Raw genomic sequence first — 14,266 nt, 5'->3', positions numbered from 1 at the left:
TCCCATGTTCCCACTGCGCTCGCCCCGCGCTTGCGGCCCTTTGGGGCGCGTACTGCTTGCTCAGGATCGATCCGCCACAGCCATGAACCCCCGCTCCAGGTCGGCGATCAGGTCTTCTGGTGCTTCCAGGCCAATCGACAGGCGGATCAGGGCGCCGTCATGCTTGTGGGCGGTCTTGGTGCGTTTCAGTTGCGGGTCGCAATGGATGGCGAGGCTTTCATAGCCGCCCCAGGAAAAGCCCATGCCAAAGACCTCCAGCGCGTCGAGGAAATGCTCCGAGGTCGCGATATCCCAGCCGGGCACCTCAAAGGCGAACAGGCCGCAGGCACCGCTGAAGTCACGTTTGAACAGGGCGTGGTCGGGATGATCGGACCGGGCCGGATGGCGGATGGCGCCGACTTCGGCGCGGGCCGCTAGCCATTCGGCGATGGTGAGGCTGCTCTCGGCGCTGCGTTGCATGCGCACGCCCATCGAACGCAGGCCGCGCAGGGCGAGATAGGCGTCATCCGGGCCGGTGTGGAAACCAAACGCCCGCTCGGTGGTCTGAAGACGCTGGAACAGGGCGTCGTCCCGGGCAACAACCGCGCCCATCAGCAGGTCGGAATGACCACCGACATATTTGGTCAGCGCCTGGACAGCGTAATCGACGCCCAGTTGCAGCGGTTTCATCGTCAGCCCGGCACTCCAGGTATCGTCGATGATAGTGATGACGCCTTTGTCCCGCGCCACTTTGGCGATGGCCGGCACGTCCTGCATTTCCATGGTCAGTGAGCCCGGGCTTTCCAGCAGGATGGCCTGGGTCTCATCGGTGATGAGATCGCCGATCTCCGCGCCCATTTGCGGAGCGAAGAAGCGGGTCCTGACGCCATAGCGCGACATCTGTGTGGTCAGGAAATTGCGCACCGGACCATAGATGCAATCGGCTGCGAGGACTTCCCCGCCCGCCTCGGTGGCGGCGAGGATGGACAGGGTGTTGGCCATCAGGCCGGACGAGGTGAGGGCACAGCCCGCCCCGCCCTGCAGCTCTGTCAGCGCGCCACGCAGCGCATCATGGGTTTCCAGTCCTACCCGGCCATAATGCTTTCGGCCCGGCGGGAAATCATAGAGCGCGGAGGCTGACGGGGCGAGCATGGTCGAACCTCGCGCCACGGACGGATTGACCTGACCGCGATCATCATGCGGCCGCCCGAGGCGTGTGAGTTTGGTGTCGTCCTTCATGATGGCGCACGTCCTGTTTCAATTTCGGTGTCGGGACGGCTGCCCCATTCGCTCCACGAGCCATCATAGACGGCTGATTGCCGGCCAAGGCAATCCAGCGCCAGTGACAGGATGCAGGCCGTGACCCCGGAGCCGCAGGTGGTGATCACCGGTCGATGGGGATCGAGGCCCGCGCTTTCAAACAGTGCCGGGTCCGGAGCAAGCCGCCCGCCGGCGCCGATCAGGCGGGTGAAAGGCAGATTGCGCGCGCCGGGCATATGGCCGCTGCGCATGCCTTGGCGCGGTTCCGGCACCCGAGCGGTGAAACGGGCCTTGCCGCGCGAATCGAGAATCTGGGCCGACCCATCGCGGATCGCCGCCTCCACGCCGACGCGATCAATGACGCGTTCGGGTTTGAAGCAGGCGACAAAATCTCCGACCTGTTGAGAGGTATCATGGCTGTCGGCGATGGTGCCGCCGGCCGCGACCCAGGCCGGCAGCCCGCCGTCCAGAACCTGTGTCTGGTCATGCCCCATGGCCTTGAACATCCACCAAACCCGGGCGGCGCTGAACAGGCCGAAACGGTCATAGATGACCAGGCGACTGTCGGCATTGATCCCCATCGCCCGAACATGGCGTGTGAATGTCTCGGCGTCGGGCAGCATGTGCGGCAACGGATTGGCGGTGTCGCGGACCTGGTCGATGTCGAAGGGCCGACTGCCGGGAATGCATCCCTCGGCACCGTCCTGGGGCCCGCCGGGAAAGGTCCAGCTGCCGTCGAGAAAGACCGTGTCGGCATCGCCCAGCCGGGACATGGCGTCAGCAGCGGAGATCAGGGTCTGCGCCATCAGTTCAACCAGGCCGGAACGGGCAGGCCCTTTTCCCGGAGGAAGTCCGGATTGTAGAGCTTGGACTGGTAGCGCGCGCCGTGGTCGCAAAGAATGGTGACTATGGTGTGGCCCGGCCCGAGATCCCGCGCCAGACGCATGGCGCCCGCGATATTGACGCCGGACGAGCCGCCGAGACAAAGCCCTTCCTGCTGCACCAGATCGAAAATGAGGGGCAGGGCCTCGTCATCACTGATCCGGTAAGCGCGATCAACCGCAATGCCGTCGAGATTGGCGGTGATCCGGCTCTGCCCGATACCTTCGGTGATCGAATTGCCTTCGGCTTTCAGGACGCCGTCATTGTAAAACCCGTACAGGGCTGCACCCCCCGGATCGGCCAGGCCGATCTGGACCGATGCGCGCTTCGCTTTCAGACCGTTCGACACACCGCCCAGTGTTCCGCCCGAACCGACTGAACAGATGAAGCCGGCCAGCCTGCCATCGGTCTGCTCCCAGATTTCCTGCGCTGTCGTGGCCGCGTGGAAATCGCGATTGGCGACATTGTCGAACTGGTTGGCCCAGATCGCACCATAGGGTTCGCTTTGGTTGAGCTCGGCCGCCAGCGTGCCCGAATAGCGCGCATAGTGATTGGGATTGGCGTAGGGCACCGCATCGACCTCGATCAATTCGGCCCCCAGCAGGCGGATCGCGTCCTTTTTCTCGCGCGACTGGGTGCGCGGAAAGACGATCACGACCCGATAGCCCAGGGCCGCACCGACCAAGGCGAGGCCGATGCCGGTATTGCCGGCAGTGCCCTCCACGATCGTGCCGCCTGGCCGCAGCGCGCCGCTGGCTTCCGCCGCCCGTATGATACCCAGCGCCGCGCGATCCTTGATTGATCCGCCCGGGTTGAGGAATTCGGCCTTGCCCAGGATTTCGCACCCGGTCGCCTTGGAGGCTGCCTGGAGGCGGAGGAGGGGCGTATTGCCGATCAGATCAATGACGCTGGCAGCGTGGGACACGAGGCAGATCTCCCGAATTGCAAAGGACGGCGGTTAGTTGGGTGTCGCGGATGGCGAAGAAAATGGCAAGACCTGCAATCCGGACGACTGGTCGCAGCGTAGACCCATCATGATCATGACCCGAACCTGTTTGCGCCTGTTGGCCACAGCCTGCCTGACCGTGCTGAGCCTCGTCCAGCCTGCCCGGGCTGAGACGCCCCGCGACCTCGCCTTCGATGTCTATCGCAATGGCTCAGCCTTTGGTGAGCATGTGGTGCGATTTGATGATCGGGCCGACGGGGCGCTCCAGGTCATGGTCGACATTGCGTTGCGGGTCGGCTTCGGTCCGTTGACCGTTTTCCGGTATGAGCATGAGGCCGAGGAGATCTGGGTCGATGAAGACCTGGTCAGCCTGTCGGCCTCGACCTTGAAGGATGGCGAACGGGTTCGCGTCAGTCTCACGCGCGGCGATACGCGCAATGAAGCGCTGGCCGACCTGATCCCGTCCAGCCACTGGTCTGGCTACCCGCCCGGCCTGCCGGCGGTCCTCAATACCGAGACCGGCGAGCCGATGCCGGTCGAGATCGAGGAATTGGGCATTGAGACGATCCGCACGCAAGCTGGGCAGATCGAGGCCCGCCGGATCCGGATGACCGGATCGGTTGTCGTCGACCTCTGGTATGACCTGGACGGCCGCTGGGTGGGCTGTGCCTTTTCCGTCCGTGGTCAGGTTATCGAATACCGTCTGCGCGACAGCTAGTTGCCCAACGCCGTTTCCAAACTTGCCGCTTCCGGTGTCTCCGCGGCCCGTGCCTTCATCGTCTGATAGGCGTCCAGGGCCTGTTCACGGCCTGTTTTCAGGTCGGTCACGGGGGCGGGGTAGGTCTGGCCCAAGGAGATGCCGGCCGCGATCAATTCATTGGCCGGACGGGTCCAGGGCGCGTGCACCGCTTTGCCGGACAGGCCGGTCAATTCCGGGACCCATCGGTGGACATAGAGGCCTTGCGGGTCGAAGCGCTCACCTTGTGTCACCGGATTGAATATCCGGAAATAGGGCGCGGCATCGGCGCCGGAGCCGGCAACCCACTGCCAGCTGGCGGCGTTTACATTCAGGTCGGCATCGACAAGCGTGTCCTCGAACCAGGCCATGCCGTCGCGCCAGTGCACGCCGAGATGCTTGATCAGGAATGAGGCGGTGATCATCCGGACCCGGTTGTGCATCCACCCGGTCGTCCACAATTGGCGCATGCCGGCATCGACAATGGGAATGCCGGTCTGGCCGCGCTTCCAGGCATCCAGCCCGGCCGGATTGCTGCGCCAGGGGAAGTGATCGAACTGGCGGTTGAAATTTTCGTCCCGCAGGCTGCCGAAATGATGGGCGAGATAAATGGCAAAGTCGCGCCAACCCAGCTCGGACAGGAATTTCTCGCCCCCCTGGAAACTGCCGCCGCGTTCGGCGTGGTCCCGGACCGTATGCCAGATCGTGCGCGGCGAGATTTCGCCCCAGGCCAGATGCGGTGACAGACGGGATGTCCCGTCCTCATCCGGTCGGTCACGCGATTGCGGGTAGTCGGCAAGCTCATTGGCCAGGAAAGCCTCGAGCCTGTTGAGGGCGCCATCTTCCCCCGGTTCCCAGTCCTGGCTGAAGCCGCTGGCCCAGTCGGGTGCCTGGGGTCGCAGGCTCCAGTCTTCGAGATTGTCGCTGGCAGTGACGGCGGCGCCCGGCAGTCTGTCCGGGGCTGGCAGCGCGGCTGACGGCTCAGGCGCCCGCAGGCAGGCTTTCCAGAACGGGGTGAAGACACGATAGGGCTTGCCGCTGCCATTGAGATGGGTGGCCGGGTTGAACAGTGTGCCGGACGCAAAGCCCCGCGCTTTCACGCCGCGGTCGGCGAGCCGGGCGGCCAGTGCCGTGTCGCCGCTGTCGCGGGTCGGATTGTCGCCCCGGTTCCAAAAGACTTCACTGCTGCCCGTTTCCCCGCACAGCCGGACCAGCTCGCTGGTCGTGTCACCCCGCCGCAGGACAAGCTGGCCGCCGCGCTGGCGGATCGACCGCGACAGGGCCGCGAGTGAATGGTGCAGCCACCATCGCGATGCGCGTCCGGGTGCCAGCTGTGCGACCGCATCCGGGTCATCGATGAAAGCACAGACCAGCGGTCGGCCACTGCGGACTGCCGCCCACAATGCCGGGTTATCGTGCAAACGCAGGTCCCGCCGAAACCAGACCAGCGCTGCTGCGGTGGCGCTTGAACTTGCCATTCCTGTCCTGTCGCTCAATAAGGGCCTTGTCGGTTTACGTTGCGGACCCGATATCGGATCAGTCCAGAAGTCGCGGCCGGTCGCAGCGCGCTGCCCATTGCCGACAAGATTGTGCGTATCCACGAAGGAGACACCGCGTGAGCCAGGTCAATTCCGTCATTTCCATTCCGCGCCCCGGCCAGAGCCCGATCGAGATCGGCAATGACCGCAAGCTCTCCATCATCGCGGGCCCTTGCCAGCTTGAGAGCCGTCAGCATGGTCTGGACGTGTCCGCCCGGCTGCGCGAGATCGCCGATCGGCTGGATGTCGGCCTGATCTACAAGACCTCTTTCGACAAGGCCAACCGCACCAGTGCCAGCGCCCAGCGCGGACTGGGTCTCGAGGCCTCGCTGCCGGTGTTCGAGGAAATCCGGGAGACCAGCGGACTGCCGGTATTGACCGATGTGCACAGCGAAGAACAGGCGCGGATTGCCGCGACAGCTGTTGATGTTTTGCAGATCCCGGCCTTCCTGTGCCGTCAGACCGACCTCCTCATCGCCGCCGCCAAGACTGGCAAGCCGATCAATGTGAAGAAGGGGCAATTCCTGGCCCCCTGGGACATGAAGAATGTGATCGAGAAGATCGCGGCAGCGGGCAATCCCGACATCATGGCCTGCGAGCGCGGTGCCAGCTTTGGCTACAACACGCTGGTCTCGGACATGCGCTCACTGCCGATCATGGCGCAGTTCGGCGCGCCGGTGGTGTTCGACGCCACCCACTCGGTCCAGCAACCGGGCGGGCAGGGTACATCTTCGGGCGGTCAGCGTGAATTTGTGCCGACCCTGGCCCGGGCCGCCGTCGCGGTCGGCGTGGCGGCGGTCTTCATCGAGACCCATCCGGACCCGGACAACGCGCCGTCGGACGGCCCCAACATGGTGCCGCTGGGCGAGTTTGAAGCCTTGGTAAAGCGTCTGCTGGAGTTTGACGCCCTCGCCAAGGGCTACTGAGCGGTCAAAAGTCCCGCCGGTCCGGTATCGGCACGACCGGGGCTTCCTCGATCTCTTCGACGGGGCCGAGCGGCGGCGCCCAGCGACGCTCCTCCTGCAATATGCTGGTCAGCGCGAAAGTGCGCTGGGCCACATCCAGGCGCAGGTCCTCGTAAAACAGGTTGAAAGGCGGCTCGCGGAAATCCTCGGCGAGACGGTGCGGGCGTTGCAGGTCGCGATGGCGTGGCTCTTCAATAAACAACACCCCGTCAGCGCATTGGGCGCCGGTCTGGCCGGGAATGGGGGCCGGGGTGGTGTCCAGGGGCAGGCCTTCCGCCGCCACGCCGCCGCGATGCTGGCGGGCCGAGGCGTATTCGCTGGTTCGCGCGCCCAGCACCGGATTGACGCAAAGCAGCCCCCGACCTTCGACAAAGGACAGATCGCCATTCGGGCGCCAACTCATTGTGCGTTCAGTGAGAATGCGGATCCGGTCGGCCTCGTCGGGTCGGGCATGGGAATAGGCATGCACACAGCGGACATCTTCCGCGGTCTCACAAGGAGGAATCGGGGCCAGAGGGCCGGCGAACAGATCGAGCGGGACCGGCGAGTCGATGACATAGGCGGCAACCAGCCGGTTATGAAGATCCGGGGCCTCGGCGATCTGGTTGAGCAACAGGCCGAGCGCGTGAAAGCCGCCCTGGCCCACGCCGGCGAGGATGATGGGGCGGGCATCGCCGGTCTCGATCAGGAATTGGGCAAAGGCCCGTTCGATATCCTGATAGGCGAAGAGGCGGGCCTGAACACTGTCTTCGCGATTATTCATGAAGGCATAGAGCGCGGCCTGGCGATAGCGCGGCGCAAACAGCGCGCCGGAACGGGCGAAAGGCGCGGCGTAATTGGGCAGCGCGACTTCGGTCACGGCCCGGTTGGCGCTTTCCTTGCCCAGGTCCGCATTCCAGTTCGACCCACCCGAATAGGTTGTTGGGTGGATAAAAAAGACGGCCGGTTCATCCGGGTCAGCGAATTCGTGGGCGGCGTACCAAGCATCCGCCTGCGCGTAATCAACGCCGTCGGGTGGCGCATAAGTCTGGAAAGGTTCGCCCGGATCCTGGAAGGTCTGGTAAATCTGGTCTCGCAGGAACCAGCTGGCCAGAGCGGCGATGACCAGCAATCCGGCAATCCCGGTGACGATCATCCAGCGCGCGATCGTGATCGGATTTGCGAGCATCTGACTTTTCAACCCTTGTTTGCTCATACGCCTGCAAGTTGTCCGGCGAGGCGATTGGCGACCCATTTGCCTTACCCTATGCTGACATCGCTGCCGGGGGGTAGTGCTTACGCCTGTCCGGCGTCAATTGAATGGGAACATCATGTTTCGTTGGCTTCGCAACAGTTTCCTGACCGGCATCGTCATCGCCACACCTCTCGGCGTGACGCTGTATCTGATCGTCACATTCGTCGGCTTCGTCGACAATGTGGTCAAGCCCCTGATCCCGGCCCGTTACAACCCCGAGACCTATTTGCCCGCCGATTTCACCATTCCCGGCCTGGGTGTGTTGATCGCTGTTCTTCTGCTCACGGCGCTGGGTGCCCTGGCCGCCAATATTTTCGGCCGGACCCTGATCGGGCTGGGTGACCGCATCCTCCAGGGCGTTCCCCTGGTCCGCAATGTCTATGGTGCCCTGAAGCAGATCATGGAAACGGTGTTTTCCGGAAAGGCCAATTCGTTCAAGGAAGTGGTCCTGATCGAATACCCGATGAAGGGGCTTTATGTGGTCGCTTTTGTCTCTGCGGAGGGGCAGGGCGATCTCAAACACAAGATCAGCGAGGACGTCATCGCGCTCTTCGTGCCGACGACCCCCAACCCGACATCCGGCTTCCTCCTGTACACGCCACGCTCGAACACCATCCATGTGGACATGTCGGTCGAGGAAGCGGCCAAGCTGATCATTTCCTTCGGCATGGTGACGCCGGACAAGCTGCCGGACGAGGTCAAGGCGAGCTTGCCACGCGCGATTGTCGACCCGCCGAAGACGGACTAGCCCGAACGCAGGAAACGCACGCCCTGATCGTGATCGAACAGGTAGAGCAAGGTCCGCAGCGCGTCTCCGCTGTCACCTTTCAGATCCGGATCCTGATGGACAATCAGTCGGGCATGGTCATTGGCCAGCTCAATCAGCTCTGAATGCTGCTCCAGATCGGCCAGTCGAAATTGCGGCAGACCGCTCTGGCGCAGGCCAAGCGGATCGCCTGCACCGCGCAATCGCCAGTCTTCCTCGGCGATCAGGAAGCCGTCATCGGTTTCGCGCATCATTTCCAGACGCGCGCGGGCCGTCTCGCCCAATGGCGCCTTGTAGAGCAACAGGCAGGAAGATGGCTTGTCGCCGCGTCCGACCCGGCCGCGCAACTGGTGCAATTGCGCCAGGCCGAACCGTTCGGCGTGTTCGATGATCATCACCGTGGCGTCGGGTGCATCGACGCCGACCTCGATCACCGTGGTGGCGACGAGAACATCCATCTCGCCGGCCCGGAAGCGGGTGGCGATGTCCTCCTTCTCGGCCGGTTTCATGCGCCCGTGCAGCAGGCCGACCCGGTCATCGCCCAGGACAGCGCGCAGATGACGCCAGCGGTCCTCGGCGGCGGACAGTTCGGACATCTCGCTCTCTTCGACCAGCGGGCAGACCCAATAGACCCGGTCTCCGCGTCCGATCGCCCGGCGAACGCCCTCGACCACCTCGTCCAGCCGCTCCATCGACACCAGTCGCGTGTCCGGCGGGATCCGTCCGGCGGGTTTCTCGTCGAGGCGCGATACATCCAGATCGCCATAGACGGCCAGGGAGAGCGTGCGCGGGATCGGTGTCGCCGTCATCACCAGCGTGTCCGGGCGCTGCCCTTTCGATGTCAGCCGCATGCGGTCGGAGACGCCGAAGCGGTGCTGTTCGTCGATCACGACAAGCCCGAGATCGGCAAACTCGATCCCGTCCTGGAACAGGGCGTGGGTGCCGCAGACAATATCGACCTTGCCGTTGGCCATGCGCTCGAGGAGGGCCGCGCGTGCCTTGCCCTTGTCGCGACCGGTCAGGGCGATCACTGAAAGGCCGGCCGGTTCAAGCATTTGGGAGAGGGTCTTTTCGTGCTGCCTGGCCAGGATTTCGGTCGGAGCCATGATCGCGGTCTGGACGCCGGCACCGGCCGCATGGGCCGCGGCGAGGGCGGCCACAAAGGTCTTGCCGGCACCGACATCACCGTGCAGCAGGCGGGTCATCCGGGCATCCGACTGCATGTCGGTGCGGATCTCTTCGAAGGCCCGGATCTGGGCACCCGTGGGTTTGAAGGGCGCCGCATCGAGAACAACCCTGACCGCCTCATCCGACCCGGCGAGGGGGCGTCCCGACTGGGCCCGTCTGTGTGCCCGGACGATTTGCAAGGCCAGCTGACGGGCAAATATCTCGTCAAAGGCCAGCCGCTGGCGTTCCGGGGCTCCTGCGTCCAGTCCGCTGGCGTTCTGGGGGGCATGGATGGCTTTCAGGGCCGGTTTGAAGGACGGCCAGCCATGACTGCCGCGCAGGTCGCCCGGGATCCATTCGGGCAATTCCGGCACGAAGGTCAGCGAGCCGGCGACGGCCTTGCGCATGACCTTGGCTGTCAGGCCCGCAGTAAGCGGGTAGACCGGCTCGACCAATGCCATTTCGGACGCTTCGTCCTCGGTGATCACCAGGTCGGGGTGCACGATCTGGATTTCGGAGCCAAAGCGTTCTGCCTTGCCCGAGATCACGCGGGTCTCGCCTTCGGGCAGCAATTTGGTCAGATAGTCCCGCCGGGCATGAAAGAAGATCAGGTGCAGGAAACCGGTCTCGTCACGCAGGCGGACCTTGTAGGGCTGGCCCTGGCGCTGGGCGGGAATATGGGTCTCGACCGTCGCGGTGAGGGTGACGATCTCGCCCGTTGGCGCGTCTGTGATGGTGACCCGGCGCGTCCGGTCGACCAGCCCGACCGGCGGTGTGAACAGCACATCCCGTATCCGGCCGCCACACACTTTCTCGACCAGCGTTGCCAATCGTGGGCCGATGCCGGGCAGTTTGGTGACGTCCTGGAACAGGGGAAAGAGAATCTCGGGGCGCATGGCAGCCACCTTATCGGCAAGTTGCGCCGCTGCCACCGGTCGACGTCGGCGATCCGGCGGACTATATGCGCGGGCATGACCGATGACACTGAAATCCAGCGCAAGAAGCTGCGAATCCGGGCCTGGCGGCGCGGATTCAAGGAAGCCGACCTGATTCTGGGCCGTTTCGCCGATGCCCGGCTGGATGGGCTGTCGCCTGCCGAAGTCGACGACTTTGAACGTCTGCTCGATGAAAATGACGCTGACATCTACGCCTGGATCATTGGCAAGGAGCCGACCCCGGACCAGTTTGACGGGCCGGTTATGGATGCCCTCAAAGGGTTTCGCGTCGATGCGGACGCCGCCTTTGGCGACGGGCCCAAGGAATAGACCCGGTGGCGACTGAGACAACAAGCGGAGTTTCTGAGCTCGAAATGATCGCCGCCGTTCACGGGACGGCGACCGTCTGCGGTGCGCCGGAAGGTCTGGACGCTCTGGTCTTTGCCGATACGGCGCGCCTGCGTGGCGGCGTCAATGTGTTCATTGCACGCGATGATTCGCGGGCAGCGGCCTTTGTCGCGGCGCTGCAGTTTTTCGCCCCCGATATTGAATTGCTGCGCCTGCCGGCCTGGGACTGCCAGCCCTATGACCGGATCTCGCCAAGCCCGCGCGTTGCCGCACGTCGGGCTGCGACACTTGCCAAGCTTGCCTCCGGTGAGTTGGGCCCGGCCACGCTGGTCGTCACTACCGTCAATGCCATGGCGCAACGCTGCCCGCCGAGATCGGTGCTGCAGGACTCCGGCCTGTCGATCCGGCCGGGCGCCAGCGTCGATGTGGACGTGCTGGTCCGCCACTTCACCGCCAACGGGTATTCGCGCGCCGCAACCGTCATGGAACCGGGTGATTTCGCGGTCAGGGGCGGGGTTGTCGATGTCTATCCGCCCGGGGCGACCGAGCCGGTACGCCTTGATTTCTTCGGTGATACGCTTGAATCGATCCGGGCCTTCGATCCGGAGACACAACGATCCCTGCGCCAGATCAAGTCGATCGAGTTCACGCCGGTCAGCGAAGTCCTGCTCGACGAGGACAGCGTGTCCCGCTTCCGGTCCGGCTTCGTGAAGACTTTTGGAGCGTCGCGCGGCACTGACCCGGTTTATGAATCGGTCAGTGCGGGTGCGCGGCCGGCGGGTGTCGAGCACTGGATGCCGCTCTTTTATGAGCGTCTCGACACGCCGTTCGACTATCTGCCGGACCAGAGCCTGATCGCCGTTGATCACCTTGCCCATGAAGCCCTCGACGAGCGTCTGAGCCAGATTGCCGACTATTACGATTCGCGGATTGCAGCGGGCGAGACCCGTCATGAATCGGCCCTGTCGGCGCCGACCTATCGTGCCTTGCCGGCGGACGCTCTTTATTTTGCCGACGGCGAATGGGACACGGCTTTGGCGGACCGGCCAGTACGACGCTATACCGCTTTCCGCGAACCGGGCCCGCAAACCATTGATGTCGCCGGCAAGCAGGGACGCGGTTTTGCCGCCGAGCGTGCCGCCGAGAACACCAATGTCTTTGACGCAGTGGCGGCTCATATCAAGTCGCTTTCGGCATCGGGCAAGACCGTCATGCTGGCTTCCTGGACCGGCGGCGCGTCGGAACGCCTGGCCAGCGTGCTGGGCGATCACGGCATCTCTCGTATCCCCTTGCTCGACAAATGGTCGGATGTGCCCGCCGGCGGCAAGGGCGGCGTGTGCCGCGCCGTGCTGCCGCTCGAGCGGGGCTTCGAAACCGATACCCTGGCCGTGCTGTCGGAACAGGACATTCTCGGTGACCGCCTGGCCCGTCCGCGCAAGAAGCGCAAATCGGCCGATATCATCGTCGAGGCCGGCTCCCTGTCGCCCGGCGATCTGGTCATCCATGCCGATCACGGGCTCGGCCGCTTCATCGGTCTGAAGACCCTGCCGGTGCAGGACGCGCCGCATGATTGTATCGAGCTGGAATATTCCGGCCAGGCCAAGCTCTACCTGCCGGTCGAGAATATCGAGCTTTTGTCGCGCTATGGCGCCGAATCCGAAACCGCCCAACTCGACAAGCTTGGCGGCGTGGCCTGGCAGGCGCGCAAGGCGAAAGCCAAGAAGCGCCTGCGCGACATGGCCGACCAGCTGATCAAGATCGCGGCGGAACGCCTGGCCCGCAAGGCCGAACCGATCGAGACGTCCAGCGGTGCCTTTGACGAATTCTGTTCGACCTTTCCCTATCCGGAGACGGATGACCAGCTGAACGCCATCGACGACGTGCTGACCGACCTGGGTCGCGGTCGCCCGATGGATCGTCTCATCTGCGGGGATGTCGGCTTCGGCAAGACCGAGGTTGCACTTCGGGCCGCCTTTGTGGTTGCGCTCAGTGGCCAGCAGGTCGCGATCGTGGCGCCGACAACCCTTTTGGCGCGCCAGCATTTCAAGACGTTCAGCGACCGTTTCCGCGGCTGGCCGGTGAAAGTCCGGCTGCTGTCGCGTCTGGTGACAGCCAAGGAAGCCAAGGCGACACGCGACGAGTTGGCGGCCGGCCAGGTCGAGATCGTGATCGGCACCCACGCGCTGCTGGCCAAGACCGTGAAATTCCGCGACCTCGGCTTGCTGGTGGTCGATGAGGAGCAGCATTTCGGCGTCAAGCACAAGGAACGTCTCAAGGAGCTGCGGTCCGACGTGCATGTGCTCACCCTGACCGCGACGCCCATTCCGCGGACGCTGCAACTGGCCCTGACCGGCATTCGCGACCTGTCGATCATCGCCACACCGCCGGTCGACCGCCTGGCCGTGCGCACCTATGTCGCGCCGTTCGATCCGGTCAGTGTTCGCGAAGCACTCCTGCGGGAGAAATACCGGGGCGGGCAGGCCTTCTTTGTCGTGCCACGGATCACCGATCTGGAAGAAACCACCCGTTTCCTGCGCGAGAGCGTGCCGGAAGTGAGTTTCGTTGCCGCGCATGGCCAGATGGCGGCGTCCCAGCTCGAGGACATCATGACCGCCTTCTATGAGGGCCGCTATGACGTCCTCCTGTCGACGACGATCGTGGAGTCCGGCATCGACATCCCGACTGCCAACACGCTGATTATCCATCGGGCTGACCGGTTCGGCCTGTCCCAGCTTTATCAGCTGCGCGGCCGGGTCGGACGCTCCAAGACGCGGGCCTATGCCTATCTGACAACGCCGATGCGCCAGAAGATCACCGAGAGCGCTGAAAAGCGCCTGAAGGTGATGCAGTCGCTGGACTCGCTGGGTGCCGGTTTCACGCTGGCCTCCCACGATCTCGATCTGCGTGGCGGCGGCAATCTGCTGGGCGAAGAACAGTCCGGTCATATCCGTGATGTCGGCGTCGAGCTCTATCAATCCATGCTGGAAGAGGCGGTCGCCTCCCTGCGCTCTGGTGGCGATGAGCTTGAGGAGGGCGATTGGTCGCCGCAGATCAATGCCGGCGGGGCGGTGTTGATCCCGGATCATTATGTTCCGGACCTTGATGTCCGCCTGCAGCTGTACCGGCGCCTGTCATCCCTGGACAACAAGACCGAACGTGAAGGCTATGCCGCCGAACTCATCGACCGTTTCGGCCCCCTGCCCAAGGAAGTCGAGACACTGCTGCGAGTCGTGGCGGTCAAGGCGCTGTGCAAGAAGGCCGGGATCGAGAAAGTCGATGCCGGTCCCAAGGGCGCGGTCATCCACTTGCGCAATGACCGTTTCGCCGATCCGGCCGGTCTGGTGGCGCACATCTCCGCCAATCCGGCCCTGTTCAAGGTCCGACCGGATCTCAAACTGGTGCTGCGGGCCGAATGGGATGAGCCGGAGGATCGCCTGCGCGCCATCGAGCGAGCCATTGCGCCACTGGCCGAGATGGCCGTGAAAGCCAAACAGTTGGAAGCCTGAGGCC

Annotated in this window: 11 protein-coding genes; 5 read left to right on the top strand and 6 right to left on the bottom strand. The window is 64.1% G+C overall.

Features of this window, described 5'->3' with window-relative positions; translation table 11 throughout:
- Nucleotides 1-60: 60 nt before the first annotated feature.
- From metC to MMAR10_RS07740, 3 genes are read right to left on the bottom strand one after another with little or no spacing between them, the layout of a single operon-like run.
- Nucleotides 61-1,218 (bottom strand): cystathionine beta-lyase, encoded by a 1,158-nt coding sequence (gene metC / locus MMAR10_RS07750; protein ID WP_011643434.1) that lies wholly within the window; start codon nt 1,216-1,218, stop codon nt 61-63.
- Nucleotides 1,215-2,045: a sulfurtransferase gene (locus MMAR10_RS07745; RefSeq protein ID WP_011643433.1), complete on the bottom strand. Its 831-nt coding sequence runs from the start codon at nt 2,043-2,045 to the stop codon at nt 1,215-1,217. Before MMAR10_RS07745 ends, metC begins: the two co-directional genes overlap by 4 nt.
- The gene (locus MMAR10_RS07740; RefSeq protein ID WP_011643432.1) at nt 2,045-3,046 is read right to left on the bottom strand and encodes a cysteine synthase A; all 1,002 of its coding nucleotides are present in this window, start codon (nt 3,044-3,046) and stop codon (nt 2,045-2,047) included. Before MMAR10_RS07740 ends, MMAR10_RS07745 begins: the two co-directional genes overlap by 1 nt.
- 109 nt (nt 3,047-3,155) lie before the next feature.
- On the opposite strand from MMAR10_RS07740, the gene MMAR10_RS16155 reads away from it, so the two are divergent.
- Nucleotides 3,156-3,785: a DUF6134 family protein gene (locus MMAR10_RS16155; RefSeq protein ID WP_150099740.1), complete on the top strand. Its 630-nt coding sequence runs from the start codon at nt 3,156-3,158 to the stop codon at nt 3,783-3,785.
- On the opposite strand, the gene MMAR10_RS07730 is transcribed toward MMAR10_RS16155, so the two are convergent.
- The gene (locus MMAR10_RS07730; RefSeq protein ID WP_011643430.1) at nt 3,782-5,281 is read right to left on the bottom strand and encodes a cryptochrome/photolyase family protein; all 1,500 of its coding nucleotides are present in this window, start codon (nt 5,279-5,281) and stop codon (nt 3,782-3,784) included. The two genes, MMAR10_RS16155 and MMAR10_RS07730, sit on opposite strands and share 4 nt — an antisense overlap.
- Nucleotides 5,282-5,418: 137 nt before the next feature.
- Between MMAR10_RS07730 and kdsA the strand changes: the two genes are divergently transcribed.
- Nucleotides 5,419-6,267, top strand: a complete 849-nt coding sequence (gene kdsA / locus MMAR10_RS07725; protein ID WP_011643429.1) for a 3-deoxy-8-phosphooctulonate synthase — start codon at nt 5,419-5,421, stop codon at nt 6,265-6,267.
- 4 nt (nt 6,268-6,271) lie between these two features.
- On the opposite strand, the gene MMAR10_RS07720 is transcribed toward kdsA, so the two are convergent.
- Nucleotides 6,272-7,474 (bottom strand): DUF3089 domain-containing protein, encoded by a 1,203-nt coding sequence (locus MMAR10_RS07720; RefSeq protein ID WP_041636869.1) that lies wholly within the window; start codon nt 7,472-7,474, stop codon nt 6,272-6,274.
- Between the two features lie 142 nt (nt 7,475-7,616).
- Here MMAR10_RS07720 and MMAR10_RS07715 point away from each other — a divergent pair, with 142 nt between their 5' ends.
- Nucleotides 7,617-8,288, top strand: a complete 672-nt coding sequence (locus MMAR10_RS07715; protein ID WP_011643427.1) for a DUF502 domain-containing protein — start codon at nt 7,617-7,619, stop codon at nt 8,286-8,288.
- On the opposite strand, the gene recG is transcribed toward MMAR10_RS07715, so the two are convergent.
- Nucleotides 8,285-10,369: an ATP-dependent DNA helicase RecG gene (recG, locus tag MMAR10_RS07710; RefSeq protein ID WP_011643426.1), complete on the bottom strand. Its 2,085-nt coding sequence runs from the start codon at nt 10,367-10,369 to the stop codon at nt 8,285-8,287. The genes MMAR10_RS07715 and recG overlap by 4 nt on opposite strands.
- A 75-nt stretch (nt 10,370-10,444) precedes the next feature.
- Here recG and MMAR10_RS07705 point away from each other — a divergent pair, with 75 nt between their 5' ends.
- Nucleotides 10,445-10,738, top strand: coding sequence for a succinate dehydrogenase assembly factor 2 (locus MMAR10_RS07705; protein WP_011643425.1), 294 nt, complete (start codon nt 10,445-10,447; stop codon nt 10,736-10,738).
- Between the two features lie 44 nt (nt 10,739-10,782).
- Nucleotides 10,783-14,262, top strand: a complete 3,480-nt coding sequence (mfd, locus tag MMAR10_RS07700; RefSeq protein ID WP_041636868.1) for a transcription-repair coupling factor — start codon at nt 10,783-10,785, stop codon at nt 14,260-14,262.
- The last annotated feature ends 4 nt before the right edge of the window (nt 14,263-14,266 follow it).

This window comes from Maricaulis maris MCS10 (genome assembly GCF_000014745.1).
Classification (GTDB): Bacteria; Pseudomonadota; Alphaproteobacteria; order Caulobacterales; family Maricaulaceae; genus Maricaulis; species Maricaulis maris_A.
This window is presented reverse-complemented; position numbering and strand designations above follow the sequence as displayed.